Source organism: Buttiauxella noackiae ATCC 51607, assembly GCF_001654865.1.
GTDB classification, from domain to species: domain Bacteria; phylum Pseudomonadota; class Gammaproteobacteria; order Enterobacterales; family Enterobacteriaceae; genus Buttiauxella; species Buttiauxella noackiae.
The window spans coordinates 108,265-130,460 of record NZ_LXEO01000007.1; the positions used below are offsets into that span (position 1 = coordinate 108,265).

Here is a 22,196-nt window from a genome sequence, read left to right on the forward strand (position 1 = left end):
TTTAGGGTCGGATGTCGCTTGCGCTAATCCGACTACATGCCCGATTCTAAGGCTGATTTATTCCGCTGCCGGCGAATCATGCGCAGAACCGGTGGTACGATAATCACCGTTACGGCCATAATCAGCAGACCTTTCGCTACACCACTCTCCCACAGAATGCTCAACCCGCCGTTGCTGATTGACAGCGCGCGGCGCAGGTTTTGCTCCAACATTTCACCCAGGACGAAACCCAGAATTAATGGTGACATTGGGAAGTGCATTTTGCGCAGGATATAACCCAGTACACCCAGCCCGACCATCAATAGCAAATCGAAGGTCGTACTATGTACTGCGTAAACGCCAACCGCAGAAACCGCGGCAATGGCTGGCACCAGGAACCACAACGGAATGCTCAACATCTTGGTAAAGAAGCCGATTAATGGGATGTTCATGATAAGCAGCATCACGTTGGCAATCAGCAGCGAAGCAATCAAACCCCAAACAATATCCGGCTGCTCGGTAAACATCGCAGGCCCAGGCGTAATGTTATAGAGCGTTAGCGCGCCCATCATCACCGCCGTGGTGCCAGAACCCGGCACGCCGAGCGTTAACATTGGGATAAACGAGCCGCAGGCAGAGGCGTTATTTGCCGCTTCCGGTGCTGCAACGCCACGAATATCACCTTTACCAAACGTGTCGCTATTACCGCTTATCTTCTTCTCGGTCATATATGCAATGGCACTGGCGATGGTGGCACCCGCACCCGGCAAAATCCCGACAAAGAAACCGATAACGGATGAGCGTAAAGCGGCTCCGGTACAGTGCGCGGCCTCCTTCATGCTAAACATCATGCGCCCGGTTTTACGCACCAATACTTGTCCGCTGCTGGTGCTTTCCAGCATTAACAGAATTTCTGAAACTGAGAACAGACCAATTACAACCACAATAAATTGCACACCGTCGGAGAGGTGAACGCTATCGAATGTGAAGCGATATACCCCGGTGTTGGCATCCACTCCGACGGTGGCAAGACCCAGACCAATCAGTGCTGCAAGAAACGACTTCAGCGGATTTTGCGCCATCATGCTACCGAGGCAGGCAATGGCAAAGACCATCAATGCAAAGTATTCAGCAGGTCCAAACGCTAGCGACCATTGCGCCAGTGCGGGTGCAAAAAGAATGATGCCAATAATTGCCAGTAGGGAGCCAATAAACGAACTTACGGCGGAAATAGATAACGCCACGCCACCACGACCCTGCTTCGCCATCGGATAACCATCGAGTGCGGTCATAATGGCGGCCGCATCCCCCGGAACGTTAAGCAGTATCGATGAGATGCGTCCTCCGTATTCACAACCGATATAAACCGTTGCCAGCAGAATTAATGCTGACTCCGGCGGTAATTTAAGTGCGAAGGCCAGCGGCAGTAAAATCGCCACGCCATTAATCGGGCCGAGGCCAGGCAGCAGCCCAACAATGGTGCCGACAAAGCAACCAATCAGGGCGATCATTAGGTTTTCCGGCGTCAGAGCAACGGCAAAACCTTGCGAGAGATAGAACCAGGTATCCATAAGTACTCCGTTCACCCCGCCAGCTTTCAAGTTGCAGATGCGTAAGTTTGCCGCCTGCCTACACCTCGAAAACTAAAGGGGCTAGATCATAGGTCAACTCAGCCAAACACCGAGAGGAAGGGTCACATCCAACAGACGGTCAAAGGAGTAGAACAACACGCCCCCCATCACCACCCCGGAAATTAATGCTGCCGGAATTGTCGCGCCAAACAGCAAACCGAAACAGGCGGTGAGGAGCGTCGTTGCGAGAGGAAAACCGAGCCATTCGAATGCCCATGCGTACAGTGCAAGGGTTGCGACCATAATCAGTAAGCGTTGCAGCGTCTGGCGGTGCGGCCACTCCACCACGTCGGGATGACGCAGTATCAACAACACCGCGCACATCAACATCAGACCGATAATGGTTAAAGGAAACGGGCGCGGCCCGACTGGTTCATAACTGTATTCGCTCTGAATTTGCCAGCCGATAAACAGGCCACCAATACACAGAACAATCCAGATCCCGGCAAAAATACGATCGCTCATCATCGCCTCCTGTTACTTAGCAAGGCCAAATGCTTTGGCTTGCTCGCGATAATCAGTGACCTGTTTCTTCACATAATTATCCAGCTCTTTGCCAGTCATGTTGAATTCGAACAGGCCACGCAGATCACGCTGCTTTTTAAAATCGTCGGTTTGTTGGAGTTTGTTGAAGGTTTCGACCCACCAATGGTATTCCGCATCGCTCACTTTCGGGCCGACGTAGAAGCCGCGGATTATCGGCCACACCAGATCATAACCTTGCTCTTTTGCGGTAGGGATTTGTGCCAGTTCACCAGGTAAACGTTCGTTAGCAAACACTGCCAATACACGCAGTTTGTCACCGCTGATATAAGGCACCATTTCGCTAAGATCGCCTGAAACTACCTGAACGTGATTACCCATCAGCGCCGTTACCGGTTCGCCACCACCTTCAAAAGCGACGTAACGCATTTTGTGTGGATCGACGTTAGCTTTTTGCGCAAGCAAGGCAGTCTTCATCCAGTCCTGGCTGCCGATGGATGCGCCAGCACCAATCACCACGCTATTAGGATCTTTTTCCATCGCCGCTAACAGTGATTTCAGATCCTTCCACGGTGAATCAGCACGCACGGCAATCATGCCGTAATCGGTGCCAACACTTGCCAGCCAGCGCACATCATCCACGCCATAACGACCAAATTTACCTTGCGATAGGTTCAGCAAAGATCCACCGGAGAAGGCGACAACAGTGCCTGCTTCCGCAGGGCGCTGAGCAACAATTGCGTTGTAAGCCACAGCGCCGACGCCGCCTGGCATGTAGGTAACGCGCATTGGTTTTTCAAGTACGCCCGTTTCTTGCAGGCTGACCTGAATCAATTTGCACGTCAGGTCAAAACCACCGCCAGGTTTGGCCGGGGCGATACACTCGGTGCGGGAGGGGACTTCTGCTGCCAGAGTACTGAAAGCGGTTAATAAAAAAGCTGAAGCAATAAAACCAGAGAGTAGGGTACGTTTCATTTTTTATTCATCCTCACGTCAAAAAGGCGGTAGATGTTTCGCATTATGTGAAGCGCATTACAGCTGCTTCGTTGCGTGATTGTTAAAGCAATAACCTTTCATTTACCTTTCAGGACGGCAGAAACTTTACAGGATGTGATATGCGTCTCTTACTGGCGGAAGATAACCGTGAGCTGGCTCACTGGCTGGAGAAAGCCCTGATACAAGCGGGCTTTGCGGTGGATTGTGTGTTTGATGGTCAGGCTGCCGATCATCTATTACAAAACGAACGCTATGCGGTCGCAGTAATGGATATCGGGATGCCGAGAATGGATGGTCTGGAGGTTTTACAGCGTTTGCGTAAACGCGGGCAGATATTGCCGGTACTGCTGCTAACAGCACACAGTACGGTGAGCGATCGTGTTAAAGGGTTGAATACGGGGGCTGATGACTATCTGCCAAAGCCTTTTGAGCTCGAGGAGCTCGATGCACGGCTGCGGGCGCTGGTGCGACGTAGCGAGGGGCAAATCCATGAGCAACAACAGCTGGGGCAACTCGCTTTTCACGATGAGGGTTATTTCCTGTTGGATAACAAACCGCTGGCATTAACTCCACGAGAACACGCGATCCTGACGGTATTGATGTACCGCCGTACGCGTCCGGTTCCCAAGCAGCAGCTGTTTGAACAGGTGTTTAGTTTGAGCGACGACGCCAGCCCGGAAAGCATCGAACTTTATATTCACCGGTTGCGGAAAAAATTAATCACCAGCAATGTTCAGATAACCACGCTACGCGGGCTCGGCTATGTGCTGGAGTGCAGTGATGCGAGCCATTAAACCGCAATCTTTATTCGGACAATTGCTGCTTTTCCTGGGGTTACCATTATTTATTTTGTGGGGCTTATCGGCAGTGAGCGGCTATTTAAGCGCGATGAATGCTGCCACTCAGGCCTACGACCGTACATTACTGGCCTCGACACGCACTGTGGCGGAACAGCTGGTGGTGCATGACGGTAAGCTCGCAGTGGATGTGCCGTGGGTCGTACTCGATAGTTTCGAGCGCAATATGAACGACCGGTTGTATTACAAAGTCACAGATACCCAGGGCAATGTCATATCGGGTTACGACGACTTACCCGATATGCCAAAAAATACCCCCGGCACCGATCTCTATCCCGCGCTGGCGTGGTTCTATAACGCCACATACCGGGGACAGGCATTGCGTGTTGCGCGCCTGCTTCAGCCCGTCAATGAAGGTGGGGTAAACGGGATGGCACAAATTATTGTTGCCGAAACCGTTCAGTCACGGCACGCACTTGCGGTTCGTTTGTTGATGTCTGCGACCCTGACTCAAGGGGGCCTGGTGCTGCTGACCCTGACGCTCGCCTGGCTATTATTAAGACGTGTGCTAAAACCGATGCGCCAACTTTCAGTGCTGATGGTGCGCCGTGATCCTGGCGATCTCAACCCGCTACCTGATTTATTGCCCTGGTCGGAAACCCGCTTATTGATAGTTTCATTTAACCGCTATATCGATAGGCTACGTGGCCTGGTTACCAGGCAGTCCCGGTTCAGTGCCGATGCTTCCCACCAACTGCGTACACCCCTCACGGTGCTAAAAACGCAGGCGTCAGTAGCACTCAGTAGCCCCGATCCGATGCAGTGGCGTGAAAGTCTGGAGGCGATGCAAGTCACGCTGGATAACACCATCCATTTAACCGAGCGGTTATTACAACTTTCGCGGCTTAGTCGCCTGGACCAGTCTGAAGGGCAAACGATGGAGGCGGTGGATTTAGTGAAAATCGCCCAGGCGTGTTGTTTCTCCTGTATGGCGCAGGCGAGAAGTAAAAATATCGATTTGGGCTATGAAGGCTTATCAGCGGCCTTGATAACCGGCGAGCCGTTGCTGCTGGGGGAGATGTGCATGAATCTGCTGGATAATGCGCTGAAATACACGCCAGAGAACGGTATTGTGACTATTCGTGTCACCCGTGATGAATCGCAAATTGTCTGGCTGGAAATTGAAGATAACGGCCCGGGTATTGAGAGTGGCCAGGTTCGCCATGCGCTGATGCCATTCCATCGTTTAGATAACAGTGCTGAGCAAAGTGGAGCGGGGATTGGGCTTGCGCTGGTTAATGATATTGCGCGTTATCATCGTACACGGCCTGAATTGCTGCGTTCAGCAGCTGGTGGGTTGTTGGTGAGAATTAAACTTTTGGGCACTTAAGGCGCCGTGAAATACTTTTTTTTCATTTTCTTACAAAGGAATGACGAAAAGTATTCCTGATACATTGCTTACATCAATCGGGGCGGTAGAATCGGCGCTTTTCAGGGATATCCCTTTTTCTGCTCAGGATTGAAAGCATGAACAAATTATTAATGGCTGGCGTTGCCGGTTTGGCACTCGTATCTGCATCGGCAAGCGCAATCAGTGTTAGTGGTGAGGCGGGTGAAAAATATACTAACGTTGGCGTAGGTTTTGGTACCGAATCCTCAGGTATTGCTATCAACGGCAACTATGCGCACAACGATGACGATGGCGATATTGTCGGTCTTGGCTTAGGTCTGAATGTTCCATTGGGGCCAATGATGGCAACGGTTGGCGGGCGCGGTGTTTATCTGAACCCGAACGACAGCAAAGAAGGCTATGCGGTTGCAGTAGGCGGTGGTCTGAGCTGGCCTATTTTCGAAAGCTTCACCGTGTTTGGTGATTACTATTACTCCCCGGATTCACTGTCCAGCGGCGTGAAAAACTATCAAGAAGCAAGCGGCGGTGCGCGTTGGACAATCATGCGCCCGATTAGCGTTGAAGCAGGTTACCGTTACATTGGTGTTGATGGTAAAGATGGCGATCGTAATAACACCATCGCTGATGGCCCATATGTCGGCGTAAGCGCAAGATTCTAATCTTTTCAGGCTGCGACATTCTGTCGCGGCCTATTCATTTCAGCCCAATCTATCCTGCTTGAGTTATAGTAAATCGTTATCTTCCCGCGGAGTACAACGATGATAAAAGTGGAAATGCTGTCTACCGGCGACGAAGTGCTGCACGGTCAAATTATTGACACTAACGCAGCCTGGCTTGCTGATTACTTTTTTAACCAGGGTTTACCGATGTCGCGCCGCAATACGGTGGGCGACAGTCTTGAAGATTTAATCGCGGTGCTTAAAGAGCGCAGCGAGCAGGCGGATGTTCTGATTGTAAATGGTGGCCTTGGGCCAACCAGTGACGACCTCAGTGCACTGGCTGCCGCCACTGCCGCAGGTGTGGAACTGGTAATGCATCAGGAATGGCTTGCGCATATGGAGCGTTTCTTCGCCGAGCGCGGGCGTGAAATGGCACCGAGCAATCGCAAGCAGGCATTAATCCCTGCGACCAGTGAAATGGTTGATAACCCGGTTGGTACAGCCTGTGGCTTTGCTCTACAGCTCAACCGCTGTCTGATGTTTTTCACTCCCGGTGTTCCTTCCGAATTTAAGGTGATGGTCGAGCAACAAATCATGCCGCGTTTGCGTGAGCGCTTTGTGCTGCCAGAGCCGCCAGTTTGCCTGCGTCTTACCACTTTCGGGCGTTCCGAAAGCGAGTTAGCTCAAAGTCTTGAGCCGATTCCGTTACCGGAAGGCGCGGTAATGGGCTATCGCTCATCAATGCCGATTATCGAATTAAAATTGACCGGCCCGGCAAGCCAACGCCAGGCGATGGAAGCCGTATGGCCGCAAGTGCAGCGTGTTGCCGGTGAAAGTGCCATTTTTGAAGGAACAGAAGGTTTACCTGCGCAACTTGCCGAACGCCTGAGAGCACAGTCGCTCAATATTGCAGTCAGTGAGCAATTCACCGCCGGGCTGCTCTGCTTGCAGCTTGCCAGCGTGCAAGCGCCGCTGGGGAACAGTGAAGTCTTATCGTCTCGTCCTGAAACACTGGCGCAATTGACCGGGCGTGCTAAAGCGTTCGCACTGCAAGCTGGTAGCGCTGTTGCGCTGGTGGTGGGAAGCCTGGATGACGAGCAGCTTAACTTTGCTCTACACACGCCAAAAGGCACTTATGGGCTGCAAGTCAAATTCAGTGTGACCCGCTACGCCCTGCGTACACGTCAGGAAGTCTGCGCGATGATGGCATTAAATATGCTGCGTCGCTGGCTTAACGGCTGGGATGTTGCCGCAGAGCATGGCTGGGTTAATGTTGTGGATGTGATCCGTGCGTAATTAACAAATCAGTACGCATAAAAAAACCTCCAGCAGGAGGTTTGAGACGAATGACAAATCTTTTCGTAGGTCGGATAAGCGCAGCGTCATCCGACAAAACTGGCGAAAATGGTGGATGACGCTAACGCTTATCCACCCTACAAAATCCGTTCATCATCCTTTGTCAGCAATCTGAAACCTCCAGCAGGAGGTTTTTTTACATCTCAATCTCAATATCGCCGTGTGCCTGGCAGCAGCAAGGCAATATTTCACCGGGCTGGATAAACGCCAGCGGTTCGGTAAGCCACTTCACTTCGCCCGCAATCAAGCGGGTACGGCAGGAGCCGCAGTAACCTTCTCGACACTGATATTCTACGGCGACCTGGTGAGATTCCAGAGTCGCCAACAGGGAAGGATGTTCTTCTTCACACAGGAGCTGTGCTCCGGTGATTCGTAGCGTAATGCGGCTCATAATTTACAGCTGAAAATCGCTTAAATCGTCGGTATTAACGTTTGAATCAATCTGCCCGACCAGATAAGAACTCACTTCCACTTCTTGCGGTGCAACCTGCACGTTGTCAGACACAAGCCAGGCGTTGATCCATGGGATTGGGTTAGAACGCGTTTTAAATGGCAGGTCCAGACCGACTGCCTGCATACGGATGTTGGTAATGTAATCAACATACTGGCAGAGAATATCTTTGTTCAGTCCGATCATCGAACCGTCACGGAACAGGTAGCTTGCCCACTCTTTTTCTTGCTCGGCGGCCAGTACGAACAGGTCGTAGCACTCCTGGCGGCATTCCAGGGCGATTTCTGCCATTTCAGGATCGTCTTCACCAGAGCGCATCAGGTTTAGCATGTGCTGCGTGCCTGTCAGATGCAGCGCTTCGTCACGGGCAATCAGCTTGATGATTTTAGCATTGCCTTCCATCAGTTCGCGTTCGGCGAAAGCGAAGGAGCAGGCAAAGCTGACATAGAAGCGAATCGCTTCCAGCGCGTTAACGCTCATCAGGCATAAATAGAGTTGGCGCTTGAGTGCTCGCAGGTTTACGGTCACGGTTTTGCCGTTGACGTTGTGCGTGCCTTCGCCCAGCAGATGCCAGTAGCTGGTCATTTCAATCAGTCGGTCGTAATAACCGGAGATATCTTTTGCGCGCTTTAAGATTTCCTGGTTAGTGACGATATCGTCAAACACAATCGCCGGATCGTTAACGATATTACGGATGATATGGGTGTAAGAGCGCGAGTGGATAGTTTCGGAAAACGCCCACGTTTCGACCCAGGTTTCCAGCTCAGGAATAGAGATAAGCGGCAGCAGAGCAACGTTAGGGCTGCGGCCCTGAATGGAGTCCAGCAGGGTCTGGTATTTCAGATTGCTGATGAAGATGTGTTTTTCGTGATCGGGCAGCGCCTGATAATCGATACGGTCGCGGGAAACGTCCACTTCTTCCGGGCGCCAGAAGAAGGAGAGTTGCTTTTCAATCAGCTTTTCGAAGATGTCATATTTTTGCTGATCGTAGCGTGCCACGTTCACCGGCTGGCCAAAGAACATCGGTTCTGCAAGCTGATCGTTTTTCGTCTGTGAAAAAGTGGTGTAAGCCATAGGGTTAAATCCTGTCATGCGTCGAAAAAATCCCCTCAGCAAAGTGAGGGGATTTTAAGTTAGATTTTACATGCGCCGCTTTCGCAGCCATCGTCCTGGATTGAAGGCGCCAGGTCGTCTTGCGCATCTTCCGCACCGTCGCGGGTGTTCTGATAGTAAAGCGTTTTAACACCGAATTTATAGGCGGTGAGCAAATCTTTCAGCAACTGCTGCATCGGCACTTTACCAGACGGGAAGCGCGTTGGGTCATAGTTGGTGTTTGCAGAGATCGACTGGTCGATAAATTTCTGCATCAGACCCACTAATTGCAGGTAACCGTCGTTATTTGGCAGATCCCATAGCAGCTCATAGTTGTCTTTCAGTGTTTCGTAATCCGGCACAACCTGGCGCAGGATACCGTCTTTCGACGCTTTAATGCTGATATGGCCGCGCGGTGGCTCGATACCATTGGTGGCGTTAGAAATCTGCGAAGAGGTTTCAGATGGCATCAACGCAGAGAGCGTGGAGTTACGCAGGCCGTGAGTTTTAATCGACTCACGAAGCGTTTCCCAGTCCAGATGTAGCGGCTCGTTGCTGATGACATCCAGGTCTTTCTTGTACGTGTCGATTGGCAGAATGCCTTTCGCATAGGTGGTTTCGTTGAACCACAGGCATGGGCCTTGCTCTTTCGCCAGCTCGTTCGATGCTTTCAGCAGGTAATATTGAATCGCTTCGAAGGTTTTGTGCGTCAGGTTATTGGCGCTGCCGTCGGAGTAACGAACGCCATTCTTCGCCAGGTAGTAAGCGAAGTTAATCACACCAACGCCCAGAGTACGACGGCCCATCGCACCGCGTTTAGCGGCAATGATTGGGTAGTCCTGGTAATCCAACAGGGCATCCAGCGCACGTACCGCCAGAATTGCCAGCTCTTCCAGCTCATCCAGACTTTCGATAGCACCCAGGTTGAATGCAGACAGCGTACACAGTGCAATTTCACCGTCTTCGTCGTTGATGTCATTCATTGGTTTGGTCGGCAGCGCGATTTCCAGGCACAGGTTGGACTGGCGAACTGGCGCGATAGCCGGGTCAAACGGGCTATGGGTGTTGCAGTGGTCAACGTTCTGAATGTAGATACGGCCAGTAGACGCGCGTTCCTGCATCATTAGCGAGAACAGTTCAACGGCTTTCACGCGTTGCTTACGGATGCTGTCGTCTTTTTCGTATTTGGTATACAGCTGCTCGAATTTTTCCTGGTCAGCAAAGAACGCATCGTAAAGACCTGGGACGTCAGACGGGCTGAACAGTGTGATGTCTTCGCCTTTCAACAAACGGGTGTACATCAGCTTGTTGATCTGCACGCCGTAATCCATGTGACGTACGCGGTTGCCTTCAACACCACGGTTGTTTTTCAGTACCAGCAGGCTTTCAACTTCCAGGTGCCACATTGGGTAGAACAGTGTCGCAGCACCGCCACGTACGCCGCCCTGAGAGCAGGATTTCACTGCGGTCTGGAAGTGTTTGTAGAACGGGATACAACCGGTGTGGAACGCTTCACCACCGCGAATTGGGCTACCCAACGCACGGATACGACCGGCGTTGATGCCGATGCCTGCGCGTTGGGAGACGTATTTCACAATGGCGCTGGAAGTGGCGTTGATGGAGTCCAGGCTGTCGCCGCACTCGATCAGTACGCAAGAGCTGAACTGGCGAGTTGGGGTGCGCACGCCAGACATAATCGGCGTAGGCAGAGAAATTTTGAAGGTAGAAACCGCATCGTAAAAACGCTTCACGTAGCTCAGACGGGTTTCGCGCGGGTAGCCAGAGAACAGGCAGGCGGCTACCAGAATATAGAGGAACTGTGCGCTTTCGTAGATTTCGCCGGTCACACGGTTCTGTACCAGGTATTTGCCTTCGAGCTGTTTAACAGCCGCGTAAGAGAAGCTCATATCACGATCATGGTCGAGATAATCGTCCATCTGCTTGAACTCTTCTTCCGTGTAGTCTTCCAGCAGATGTTGATCGTATTTGCCCATCTCAACCATTTTCACGACATGGTTATAGAGCTTTGGCGGCTCGAACTCACCGTAAGCTTTTTTGCGCAGATGGAACACAGCCAGGCGTGCAGCCAGGTACTGGTAATCAGGCGCTTCGCGAGAGATTAAATCGGCAGCTGCTTTGATGATGGTTTCATGAATGTCAGAGGTTTTGATGCCGTCATAAAACTGGATGTGCGAGCGCAGTTCAACCTGTGATACGGATACGTTATTTAAGCCTTCGGCGGCCCAATCCAGAACTCGATGGATTTTATCCAGATCGATACGCTCAGTGCGACCGTCACGTTTTGTAACCAGCAGACTCTGATTCATGTGCGTTTGTACCTGTCCGTGAAATGAAAAATGCCCCGTTTATCCACAGTTGGCCTCTAGTGGCTAACCTTGTGGATAAATACTATATGTAGGGGGTTATGGATTACTTGATCACTATATGGTGAGTATTCTAGTAACTAATCGGCTGAGAACAAGTATTGATTTCGAGACGGATTTAAGGTTGTGACAAGCGGAATTTCGCTAAGTCCACGTCACATAAGGCCTGTGACAATTGTCAATGGGATGCAAAAAAAATGATATTTTTGATCGAGTGCTGATTTCTTAAACTTAATGGGTAAGTGCGCAACTTGATACCGCGCAATTTATACCCGTCATACTTCAAGCTGTGGGGGTGTTGGCTGCTCTCACTTACCCCAGTCACTTACTTTAGTAAGCTCCCGGGGGTAAGCTCCCTTGCCGCCTACCCACAACTCGAATTATTTAGGGTATATAGATTTATTTTATGAAAAGCTGTTCAGTTAGCTCTCGGTGTGCAGCATATAGTTAACATCAACGCCTGGCGCGAGTTTGAAGGTATTGGTCAGCGGGTTGAAATGTAACCCGGTCATGTGACGTTCGCGCAGTTGAGTCTCATCCACCCAGGCCAGTAATTCCGCAGGCTTGATGAATTTTTTAATGTCGTGTGTACCTTTTGGCACCATGCGCAGGATGTACTCTGCACCGACCACCGCCATCAGCCAGGATTTACCATTCCGGTTTAAGGTGGAGAAAAAGACGTGACCACCTGGTTTTACCAATTTCGCACAGGCAGTCACGACTGATTTCGGATCCGGCACATGCTCCAGCATTTCCATACAGGTCACCACGTCATATTTCCCGGCAAATTTTTCCGCGTGCTGCTCAACGGTTTCCTGGACGTAGTCAACCTTGATACCGCTTTCCAGCGCATGGAGCTTAGCAACCTGTAATGGTTCGAAACCCATATCCAGCCCGGTCACATTGGCACCTTCGCGCGCCATGCTCTCTGCAAGAATCCCACCGCCACAGCCGACATCAAGCACCGTTTTGCCAAATAACCCCTCTGCGCGTTGACTGATATAACCCAAACGCAGCGGGTTGATGCGGTGCAGAGGCTTAAATTCGCCTTCAAGATCCCACCAGCGTGAGGCTACGGCTTCGAATTTGGCGATTTCATCATGGTCGACGTTCTGGATAACCGGCTGGTTTTCGGCATTCATGGGGCTACTCACTCCTTGTTCGTTTCGTGGCGGGAGTATATCAGTCAATGTCTGTGAATAAACCATTCGGCAACCATGTTGTGGTTTCCCCAAAGTAGGGCGATTGTGTTATAATTTGCGACCTTTGAATCCGGGACACAGTAGAGGGATAGCGGATACATGAGCGACCTTGCCAGAGAAATTACACCGGTCAACATTGAGGAAGAGCTAAAGAGCTCATATCTGGATTACGCGATGTCGGTTATTGTCGGCCGCGCACTGCCAGATGTCCGCGATGGACTCAAGCCGGTACACCGTCGCGTACTTTACGCCATGAACGTATTGGGCAATGACTGGAATAAAGCGTACAAAAAATCCGCCCGTGTTGTTGGTGACGTAATCGGTAAATATCACCCTCATGGTGATACCGCTGTCTATGACACTATCGTGCGTATGGCGCAGCCATTCTCATTGCGTTACATGTTGGTAGATGGCCAGGGTAACTTTGGTTCTGTGGACGGTGACTCCGCCGCGGCGATGCGTTATACGGAAATCCGTATGTCGAAAATCGCTCACGAACTGATGGCCGATCTCGAAAAAGACACGGTAGATTTCGTCGATAACTACGACGGAACCGAGCGCATTCCTGATGTTATGCCGACCAAAATTCCTAACTTGCTGGTTAACGGTTCATCCGGTATCGCAGTAGGTATGGCAACTAACATCCCGCCTCATAACATCACTGAAGTTATCAACGGCTGCCTGGCGTTTATTGAAGACGAAGACATTACCGTTGAAGGGTTAATGGAACACATCCCAGGCCCGGACTTCCCAACTGCCGCTATCATCAATGGCCGTCGTGGCATTGAAGAAGCGTATCGCACTGGTCGTGGCAAGATTTACATTCGCGCCCGTGCAGAAGTTGAAGCAGATGCGAAAACAGGTCGTGAGACCATCATCGTTCATGAAATTCCATACCAGGTAAACAAAGCTCGCCTGATTGAGAAAATCGCTGAACTGGTGAAAGACAAACGCGTTGAGGGCATTAGCGCTCTGCGTGATGAGTCCGATAAAGACGGTATGCGCATTGTTATCGAAATTAAACGCGATGCAGTGGGCGAAGTGGTTCTGAATAATCTTTATTCTCAGACTCAACTGCAAACTTCTTTCGGTATCAACATGGTTGCGCTGCACCAGGGCCAACCGAAGATCATGAACCTGAAAGACATTCTTTCTGCGTTCGTGCGTCACCGCCGTGAAGTTGTGACTCGTCGTACTATTTTCGAACTGCGTAAAGCACGCGACCGTGCACACATCCTCGAAGGTCTGGCGATTGCGCTTGCGAACATCGACCCGATTATCGAGCTGATTCGTCATTCTCCAAATGCCGCCGAAGCGAAAGCTGGCCTGATTGCCCGTTCATGGGCTCTGGGCAACGTTTCTGCCATGCTGGAACGTGCCGGTGATGATGCTGCGCGTCCTGAGTGGCTGGAACCAGAGTTCGGTATTCGCGATGGTCAATATTTCCTGACCGAACAACAAGCTCAGGCAATTCTGGATCTGCGTTTGCAGAAACTGACCGGCCTTGAGCATGAAAAACTGCTCGACGAATACAAAGAGTTGTTGGAACAGATTGCTGAGTTGCTGCACATTTTGGGCAGCGCTGAACGTCTGATGGAAGTGATCACCGAAGAGCTGGTTGCCATGCGCGATCAGTTTGGCGACAAGCGTCGCACCGAGATCACCGCGAATACCTCTGATATCAACATTGAAGATCTGATCAACCGCGAAGATGTGGTTGTGACGCTGTCCCATCAGGGCTATGTGAAATATCAGCCGCTGACCGACTACGAAGCACAACGTCGTGGTGGTAAAGGTAAATCCGCAGCACGTATTAAAGAAGAAGACTTTATCGACCGCCTGTTGGTTGCCAATACCCACGATACCATTCTGCTGTTCTCCAGCCGTGGTCGCCTGTATTGGATGAAGGTTTATCAGTTGCCGGAAGCGAGCCGTGGTGCGCGTGGCCGTCCAATTGTTAACCTGTTGCCACTGGAAGCGAACGAACGTATTACCGCTATTCTGCCGGTTCGTGAATATGCCGAAGGCGTTAACGTATTTATGGCGACCGCAAGCGGTACCGTGAAGAAAACTGCGTTGACCGACTTCAGCCGCCCACGTTCAGCGGGCATCATCGCTGTTAACCTGAACGAAGGTGACGAGCTGATTGGTGTTGATTTGACCGACGGTAGCAACGAAGCCATGCTGTTCTCGGCTGCGGGTAAAGTGGTGCGCTTCAAAGAAGACGCCGTTCGTACCATGGGCCGTACTGCAACAGGTGTTCGTGGTATTAAGCTTGCGGGTGAAGACAAAGTGGTTTCCCTGATCATTCCACGCGGTGAAGGTTCTATCCTGACCGTGACGCAGAATGGTTATGGTAAACGTACCGCGGCTGATGAGTATCCGACGAAGTCACGTGCAACTCAGGGCGTTATCTCCATCAAAGTCACCGAGCGTAACGGCAGCGTCGTTGGCGCGGTACAGGTTGAAGATACCGACCAGATTATGATGATTACCGATGCAGGGACTCTGGTACGTACTCGCGTTTCTGAAGTGAGTGTCGTTGGCCGTAACACCCAGGGCGTTATCCTTATCCGTACTGCGGATGATGAAAACGTGGTGGGCCTGCAACGTGTTGCAGAACCGGTTGATGAAGAAGAACTGGATGCCATCGACGGCTCAGTTGCGGAAGGTGATGACGAAATCGCACCAGAAGCAGACGTAGATGACAACGCTTCTGATGAAGCAGACGACGAAGCAGACGAATAATCTGAATTTTGTTGTTTGATATGACTCATAACGCCCGATGCATTTATTGCATCGGGCGTTTTTTATTTTAATATCAAGTTAGGCTTGGTTTAACTCATAAGGTAACTCAATGGCTATTCCTGAGAAGTATGAAGATGTAGAACGCTGGGCGTTTGGTGATACCGAAAAACAGGCTGATGAACTGGCTAAATTAGTGCTCGATGGCGTGAAAACAGCCACCTGCGCTAACCTGGATGGCGAGGGCATTGCCCAGCCTGGCGATGTTTTTGTGGTGGTTGATGGCAAGAATAAGCCGGTTTGCGCGATTGAACTGACCACGACGGAAATGACGACTTTTGAACAGGTGGATGAAGCCCACGCTCTGGCAGAAGGTGAAGGTGACCGCACGCTGGCGTACTGGCGCAACGAGCATAAACGCTTTTTTGAAGAGTACGATCTGTTCTCTCCGGATATGACATTAGTGTTGATGCATTTCAAAGTTATCGAAAAATTCTGATCGTAGTACCTCGCGATCCGATAGATGCAGACAGCCGTCACGGCAAATTGCAGGTATTAATCGCGAAAAACCTTACTCCCTTTGCCGTTGCGGGCTGCCATTTTTGCGGCTACCTTAACGGCATCTAAAGTTTTGCAATTTCCACGACCAGGCTCAATTTGAAATATCTTGTCTCCTTTCGCACCACACTAAAAGTTTCCCGCTACCTGTTTCGGGCACTGGCTTTATTGCTTTGGCTGCTGATTGCGCTCTTTTCGGTGTTCTACATCATGAATGCCCTACATGAAAAAGAGGCAGAAATTCGCCAGGAATTTAATATCAGCTTTGACCAGGCACAGCGTTATATCCAGCGTACGTCTGATGTGGTGAAAGAGCTCAAGTACATTGCGGAAAATCGTCTGACCGCCGCTAATGGCGTGTTGCCGTCCGTGGAAAATGATGACAACAGAGTCGACCCACCGAGTTTCATGCCGTTGTTCCCGGACTCGGACTGTTCAGCTGTCAGCTCAACCTGGCGCTCTTCTTTGCAATCACTGGCGTGGTTCTTGCGCTACTGGCGAGACAATTTCTCTGCAGCCTACGATCTTAATCGCGTCTTTTTGATTGGCGGTGACAATCTGTGTATGGCGGATTTCGGCCTGCGCGAAATGCCCCTTGAGCGTGAAAAAGCGTTGAAAACATTGCATGAGCGCATCATGAAATATCGCAATGCACCACAAGATGAGCGCAGCAATAGTATTTACTGGATTGGTCAGGGGTCGCGCCCTGGGGTCGGGTATTTCTATACTCTTACGCCTGTGTATCTGGCTAACCGCTTGCAGGCTCTGCTGGGTGTTGAGCAAACCATCCGCATGGAGAACTTCCTGTCACCAGGTTCAATGCCAATTGGCGTAACGATTCTCGATGAAAATAGCCATCCATTGATTTCACTGACAGGCCCGGAAGCAAATATTCAGCCTGATGAAAAATGGCTTCAGGAACGTTCCTGGTTTGGCTATACCGCCGGATATAAGCAATTTATTCTCAAGAAAAACCTGCCGCCGTCATCGATGAGCGTGGTGTACTCCGTACCTGTGGATATGGTGCTTGAACGCATTCGCATGCTGATTCTCAATGCGGTGCTGCTGAATATCCTAGTGGGGGGCTTGCTGTTTACTCTGGCGCGTATGTATGAAAAACGGATCTTTATTCCTGCGGAAAATGATGCCCTGCGTCTCGAAGAGCACGAGCAGTTCAACCGTAAAATTGTGGCCTCAGCGCCGGTCGGTATCTGTATTTTACGTACTCAGGATGGGACAAACATTCTGAGTAATGAGCTGGCGCACAATTATCTCAACATGCTGACCCATGAAGACCGACAACGGTTAACACAAATTATCTGTGGCCAGCAGGTTAATTTTGTCGATGTGCTGACCAGTAGCCATACCAACTTGCAGATTAGCTTTGTCCATTCGCGTTACCGGAATGAAAACGTGGCGATTTGTGTGCTGGTGGATGTCAGTGCGCGCGTCAAGATGGAAGAGTCGCTCCAGGAAATGGCACAAGCCTCTGAGCAGGCGAGCCAGTCAAAATCCATGTTCTTAGCCACCGTGAGTCACGAACTGCGTACGCCGCTCTACGGCATTATCGGTAACCTGGATTTATTGCAGACTAAAGAGCTACCGAAAGGGGTAGATCGCCTGGTAACGGCGATGAATAACTCATCGAGCCTGTTGCTGAAAATCATCAGCGATATTCTCGATTTCTCGAAAATTGAATCCGAGCAGTTAAAAATAGAGCCGCATGAGTTCTCACCACGCGAAGTGATGAGCCATATCACCGCAAACTATCTGCCGTTGGTGGTGCGTAAACAGCTCGGACTGTACTGTTTTATCGAACCGGATGTGCCGCTGACGCTGCAAGGTGACCCAATGCGTTTGCAACAGGTCATTTCTAACTTACTCAGTAACGCCATCAAATTTACCGATATTGGCTGCATTGTTCTGCACGTCAGTGTGGAAGGGGATTACCTCTCCTGGCGTGTGCGTGATACCGGCGTAGGTATCCCGGCAAAAGAAGTCACTCGCTTATTTGACCCATTCTTCCAGGTGGGCACAGGCGTGCAGCATAACTTCCAGGGCACAGGGCTTGGACTGGCTATCTGCGAGAAGCTAATTAGCATGATGGATGGCGATATTGCCGTAGATACTGAAGTGGGGATGGGGAGCCAGTTTACAATCCGTATTCCTTTATACGCTGCAAAATACGCCGAGCAATCCCAGGTTGAAGGGTTGGTTAATAAACGCTGCTGGCTGGCGGTGCGTAATGCTTCGTTGAGTAAATATCTCGAGTCTGTACTTACTCGTAACCAAATCGATGTTCGGCAGTATCAGGGCCAGCTGCCTGATAACGACGATATCTTGATAACCGATGATGAGCTGGAAAAAGCCTGGGAAGGGCGCGCCGCCATTATCTTCTGCCGTCGACATATCGGAATCCCAATTGAAGCCTCGCCGGGTTGCTGGTTACATAGCCTTGCCGCACCCCATGATTTGTTGCTGCTCCTTGGGCGCATTTATAGCATTACGGTTAATCTGCCAGGGGCGGATTCTACCCAACCGGTAGCCGCTGACAGTAATGAAAAAAATGACGATATGATGATTCTTGTCGTCGATGATCACCCTATCAACCGACGTTTGCTGGCAGATCAGCTAGGATCGTTGGGCTATCAATGTAAAACGGCGAACGACGGTGTCGATGCACTGAATGTGTTGAGTAAAAATCACATTGATATTGTGCTCAGCGACGTCAACATGCCGAATATGGATGGTTATCGCCTGACACAACGGATTCGTCAGCTCGGTTTGACTTTGCCTGTAGTGGGGGTGACGGCAAATGCGCTTGCAGAAGAGAAACAACGCTGTATTGAGTCGGGAATGGATAGCTGCCTGTCGAAACCAGTAACGCTGGATATTCTTAAAACGACGGTCGATCTTTATGCGGCAAGGGTGAGGAAGACCAGGGAGTTATAAGGGATAAAATATTTATCCTAAATAATTCAAGTTGCAGGTAGGCAGTTAAATAACTCATCCCCAGGAACTTACTCAAGTAAGTGACTGGGGTGAGCGAATGCAGCCAACACCCCTACAACGTGAAGTATGGCGGGTATGGTTAGTCTTTGTCGGCCGGGGACAGACTTACCGACGAAAGATAGTTCAGCAACGCAATGTCATTTTCCACGCCCAGTTTCATCATGGCTGATTTCTTCTGGCTACTGATGGTTTTGATACTGCGGTTCAGTTTGCGAGCAATCTCAGTCACCAGGAAACCTTCGGCAAACAGACGCAAAACTTCGCTCTCTTTTGGAGACAAGCGTTTGTCACCGTACCCACCCGCGCTGATTTTTTCCAGCAGGCGAGATACGCTTTCCGGTGTGAATTTTTTGCCTTTCTGCAGGGCAGCCAGCGCTTTTGGTAAATCAGTTGGCGCGCCTTGCTTAAGCACAATTCCTTCGATATCCAGTTCTAACACAGCGCTCAAAATAGCTGGGTTGTTATTCATCGTCAGAACGATGATTGAAATGTCAGGGAAGTGACGTTTGATGTACTTGATAAGCGTAATGCCGTCGCCGTATTTGTCGCCAGGCATTGAAAGATCGGTTATCAAAACGTGAGCATCAAGTTTTGGCAGGTTATTGATAAGCGCTGTGGAATCTTCAAACTCACCGACAACATTCACCCACTCGATCTGCTCGAGTGATTTACGAATGCCGAACAGGACAATCGGATGGTCGTCGGCAATAATTACGTTCATACTGTTCATGTAATAGGCTACCTTGCTACAGCAAACTCTTGACGTAAGCGTCAATATCGCTGGTATATTTTTGTATGTTGGTAGCATCACTTTCACGAATGTGATGCTCTAACGTTTCACATAACTGTTTGCCGGGTACCAGATTGAGCATTGCAAACACTCCCTTCAAGCGGTGAGCTGTTTGCGCTAATGCTGCGAAATCGTGCGCCGCAGATTCAGTATACAATCTCCTAACATCTTCCGGTACTGTGTCGACAAACAGTGCGTAATAGCCGCTGGCATGAAGTTGTGCATTTTCATCGCCACCCAGCGGTGATTCTGAAATACCTTCTTGCGCCAGTTGCTCTTCTATCAGCTGCAGCACCGCATCCTGCATGGCATTACTGATATTAAAGTTAACTCGGAACTGGCCTGGGCCTAGCTTCCGCATTCCGTTCTCATCATCGCTTAAAAGCAAACCCGAAGATGTAAGATTAGACGGATTATCTGTCAGGAAGATATCAAACTCTTGACTAGCCAGTCTTTCATCCGGAGTGATGCACTGCGCACCCCAGTTTTCCAGCAGGCGAGTGACAATATTTCGGACCTCACTGGAGGTGATATCAATCATCGCCACTACATCATCGAGCAGTTTCTCTTCCTGCTCTTCATGCTGTGGTTCGGCTGTCATTTTGATATGCAAATTGTAGCGTGTACCAATTTCCTCACGGGTCTTGATATTCAGATGCCCCCCGAGTTTGCGTGAAAGCTGGTCGCATAAATAGAATGTTAATCCATTAGCACGCCCGTAACGATCTTCACTGGTTGCGTTGAGGAAAGGGAAGTGGAGATTATCGACTTCACCACTACTGATACCTTCACCGGTATCCAAAATACGGAATAGTAGACGGTCCGGCCCAGACTCTTCTTCAGTAATATCCAGGGTGATTTTGCCAATTTGGGTCGTCGTTACGGAATAATGCAGCAATAACTGGAGCACTTTACGTAGTGCTTCGCGGTCACCGTGACGCTCTTCATCTGCCGCCAAATGGTTGTTGATCAGCAGCTGCAAACCTTTACGCTTGATAATAGGCAACATTTCCAGTGCAACTTCATCAATCAATGGCTGGATTGCGAACAGCGTTGCATTCGTTTTCCAGGTATCGGTTTCCAGCATGTTGAGCAACTGAATCTCATCCACCAGGCGCACGATGCTTTGGGCTTCATTGGCAATTGCGTGCCCCTGCGGAGTATTTAGTTCACTGGCATGTTCGGCGATATTTTTCACCGGTAGCTGTAGCGCTTCCCCAATGTTCTGCATGAACGTAATTCGTCCCTGCTGGTTTTTTTCATATAAACGCTGAGCTTGCTTGAGCTTTTTGTTAACCAGAATTTCGCGGTCCTGGTCGCGAATCACAAATATCTGCGTGCGTGGCGCAATCTGGCTGCGAAACTGGCGAATTTCATACAGTTCATTATTGATTGTTGCCTGAATCACACCCTGATGCTGATCGGCCATCGCAATGATGTTTTGCAGATTAAGGTGTGGCAACAAATGGTCGGCAATTTTATTGCTGATGACTGTGCGATTTGAATCCAGGTCATGTACCAACAGGCCCAGTGGCAATTGCGAGACAATCTCTTCGTTGAGTGCACGTAAAATTTGTAATTCGCCGTTGCCGTTCTGTGTCTCTACAGGACGGGCTGCCTGTTGGCGGAAAGTGGTGAAGCCGAACAGCGCCAGCGCCAGCAGGCCGATATTGAGTAGCAGAGGTAATATAATATTTTGCAAGGTGTCCATCAGTAGGGTGCCGAGAGGAACCTGCCAGACCAGCCGCATATGGGTTGTAGCAAGCGGGGACGCTATTTCAATTTTCGCACCATTAAAATTAATGGAGATGCTATCCGGATCTTCTTTTTCTATACCGTTAGCTGCCATTGGAGCATCGTTATTTTCCAGACGGAAGCTGTCTAGTGACATCCCTGGTGGAATCAAATCGTTGATGGGTAAATCAAACGCTACGACCGTTGCCAGGTGACCAGGCTGGTTAAAGGTTGTTCGCAGGGTAAAGTAATAACCGTTTTGCCACGCCAGATGGCGTAGCTGAGAGAAGCTTTCACGCTCATCAAGTGCGTTTGCTTGCTGAAGCATTTCAGCGCGGCGTGAATCGACTATGGAACCGACGCCGCTTTCTTTGAGACCGGAAGAAAGATCTTTAAGTGGCAAGGTAGAGACCAGGATCATGCTGTTATCCTGGCCATTTAAATAGTACATCGACCACGGGCTGTTTTCAGCACCCCACAAGGTATCAAGATAAGTAGAGATACGTTGTGTCATATCCAGTGTTGAGCTGTCGTGCGAGCCAAAGATGAGGGCTTCGGTTTTACGACGTGGTTTCTCTAAATAATACACATCCTGACGTAGACGCGTTTCTTGCAGGCCGTCGCTTGCTGGCGCCGTTGAAACGGCGATGTTGTCATAAATTTGCCAGGTTGCGTAACGATAGGTATCAACCCTTTTGTGAAGCGCGTGGGTGATGTCGACAATCTGATAGCTTTTATCCTTGAGCCAGGTGTTGACGGCACTTTGCACCATGACACCCATGGCAACCAGTAGCACGACTATCAATAGCAGGAAAAAGCGCGTGATATTGCCGGGAATAAGCGAAAATTTATTAGGGATCATACCGTCTGACTGACTCATTGTTAGCGCGCAACCCGGCGAGCATTCGCCACGTAA

Annotated in this window: 16 protein-coding genes; 7 read left to right on the top strand and 9 right to left on the bottom strand. The window is 50.2% G+C overall.

Going from position 1 to position 22,196, the window contains the following annotated elements:
• Positions 1-32 precede the first annotated feature (32 nt).
• From M979_RS02205 to M979_RS02215, 3 genes are all read right to left on the bottom strand, one after another.
• Positions 33-1,550, bottom strand: a complete 1,518-nt coding sequence (locus M979_RS02205) for a tripartite tricarboxylate transporter permease (RefSeq protein ID WP_034456645.1) — start codon at positions 1,548-1,550, stop codon at positions 33-35.
• Positions 1,551-1,643: 93 nt separating this feature from the next.
• The gene (locus M979_RS02210) at positions 1,644-2,075 is read right to left on the bottom strand and encodes a tripartite tricarboxylate transporter TctB family protein (protein ID WP_064553456.1); all 432 of its coding nucleotides are present in this window, start codon (positions 2,073-2,075) and stop codon (positions 1,644-1,646) included.
• A gap of 12 nt (positions 2,076-2,087) precedes the next feature.
• Positions 2,088-3,068, bottom strand: coding sequence for a Bug family tripartite tricarboxylate transporter substrate binding protein (locus M979_RS02215; protein WP_064553458.1), 981 nt, complete (start codon positions 3,066-3,068; stop codon positions 2,088-2,090).
• Positions 3,069-3,208: 140 nt separating this feature from the next.
• Here M979_RS02215 and tctD point away from each other — a divergent pair, with 140 nt between their 5' ends.
• The 4 genes from tctD (at position 3,209) to M979_RS02235 (ending at position 7,252) form a co-directional block, all read left to right on the top strand.
• Complete coding sequence (tctD, locus tag M979_RS02220; RefSeq protein WP_064553460.1) at positions 3,209-3,883, top strand: transcriptional regulator TctD; 675 nt, start codon at positions 3,209-3,211, stop codon at positions 3,881-3,883.
• Positions 3,870-5,276 (top strand): sensor histidine kinase, encoded by a 1,407-nt coding sequence (locus M979_RS02225; RefSeq protein WP_064553462.1) that lies wholly within the window; start codon positions 3,870-3,872, stop codon positions 5,274-5,276. The genes tctD and M979_RS02225 overlap by 14 nt, the downstream gene beginning before the upstream one ends.
• A 137-nt stretch (positions 5,277-5,413) precedes the next feature.
• Positions 5,414-5,956 carry a YfaZ family outer membrane protein gene (locus M979_RS02230; RefSeq protein WP_034456635.1) on the top strand — a complete coding sequence of 181 codons (543 nt, stop codon included), beginning with the start codon at positions 5,414-5,416 and terminating at the stop codon, positions 5,954-5,956.
• A gap of 99 nt (positions 5,957-6,055) precedes the next feature.
• A complete protein-coding gene (locus M979_RS02235) occupies positions 6,056-7,252 on the top strand; it encodes a nicotinamide mononucleotide deamidase-related protein YfaY (protein ID WP_064553464.1) in 1,197 nt (398 codons plus the stop codon).
• A gap of 196 nt (positions 7,253-7,448) precedes the next feature.
• On the opposite strand, the gene yfaE is transcribed toward M979_RS02235, so the two are convergent.
• The 4 genes from yfaE to ubiG form a co-directional block, all read right to left on the bottom strand.
• Positions 7,449-7,703 (bottom strand): class I ribonucleotide reductase maintenance protein YfaE, encoded by a 255-nt coding sequence (gene yfaE / locus M979_RS02240; protein WP_064553466.1) that lies wholly within the window; start codon positions 7,701-7,703, stop codon positions 7,449-7,451.
• A gap of 3 nt (positions 7,704-7,706) precedes the next feature.
• On the bottom strand, positions 7,707-8,837 hold the full coding sequence (nrdB, locus tag M979_RS02245; RefSeq protein WP_034456628.1) for a class Ia ribonucleoside-diphosphate reductase subunit beta: 1,131 nt from the start codon (positions 8,835-8,837) through the stop codon (positions 7,707-7,709).
• 59 nt (positions 8,838-8,896) lie between these two features.
• Positions 8,897-11,182, bottom strand: coding sequence for a class 1a ribonucleoside-diphosphate reductase subunit alpha (nrdA, locus tag M979_RS02250; RefSeq protein WP_064553468.1), 2,286 nt, complete (start codon positions 11,180-11,182; stop codon positions 8,897-8,899).
• Positions 11,183-11,661: 479 nt separating this feature from the next.
• Positions 11,662-12,381: a bifunctional 2-polyprenyl-6-hydroxyphenol methylase/3-demethylubiquinol 3-O-methyltransferase UbiG gene (gene ubiG / locus M979_RS02255; RefSeq protein ID WP_064553470.1), complete on the bottom strand. Its 720-nt coding sequence runs from the start codon at positions 12,379-12,381 to the stop codon at positions 11,662-11,664.
• A 159-nt stretch (positions 12,382-12,540) separates the two neighbouring features.
• Between ubiG and gyrA the strand changes: the two genes are divergently transcribed.
• The 3 genes from gyrA to rcsC all read left to right on the top strand — a co-directional run bounded on the left by gyrA (position 12,541) and on the right by rcsC (position 18,696).
• The gene (gyrA, locus tag M979_RS02260; RefSeq protein WP_064553473.1) at positions 12,541-15,189 is read left to right on the top strand and encodes a DNA topoisomerase (ATP-hydrolyzing) subunit A; all 2,649 of its coding nucleotides are present in this window, start codon (positions 12,541-12,543) and stop codon (positions 15,187-15,189) included.
• Between the two features lie 109 nt (positions 15,190-15,298).
• Entirely contained in the window at positions 15,299-15,685 is a 387-nt protein-coding gene (locus tag M979_RS02265; protein WP_034456618.1) for an ASCH domain-containing protein, read from the top strand.
• Positions 15,686-15,843: 158 nt separating this feature from the next.
• Positions 15,844-18,696 carry a two-component system sensor histidine kinase RcsC gene (gene rcsC, locus M979_RS02270; RefSeq protein ID WP_064553475.1) on the top strand — a complete coding sequence of 951 codons (2,853 nt, stop codon included), beginning with the start codon at positions 15,844-15,846 and terminating at the stop codon, positions 18,694-18,696.
• Positions 18,697-18,835: 139 nt separating this feature from the next.
• Here rcsC and rcsB read toward each other — a convergent pair whose 3' ends face one another.
• Positions 18,836-19,486, bottom strand: a complete 651-nt coding sequence (rcsB, locus tag M979_RS02275; protein ID WP_034456612.1) for a response regulator transcription factor RcsB — start codon at positions 19,484-19,486, stop codon at positions 18,836-18,838.
• A 16-nt stretch (positions 19,487-19,502) separates the two neighbouring features.
• A complete protein-coding gene (gene rcsD, locus M979_RS02280; RefSeq protein WP_064553502.1) occupies positions 19,503-22,142 on the bottom strand; it encodes a phosphotransferase RcsD in 2,640 nt (879 codons plus the stop codon).
• Between the last annotated feature and the right edge of the window lie 54 nt (positions 22,143-22,196).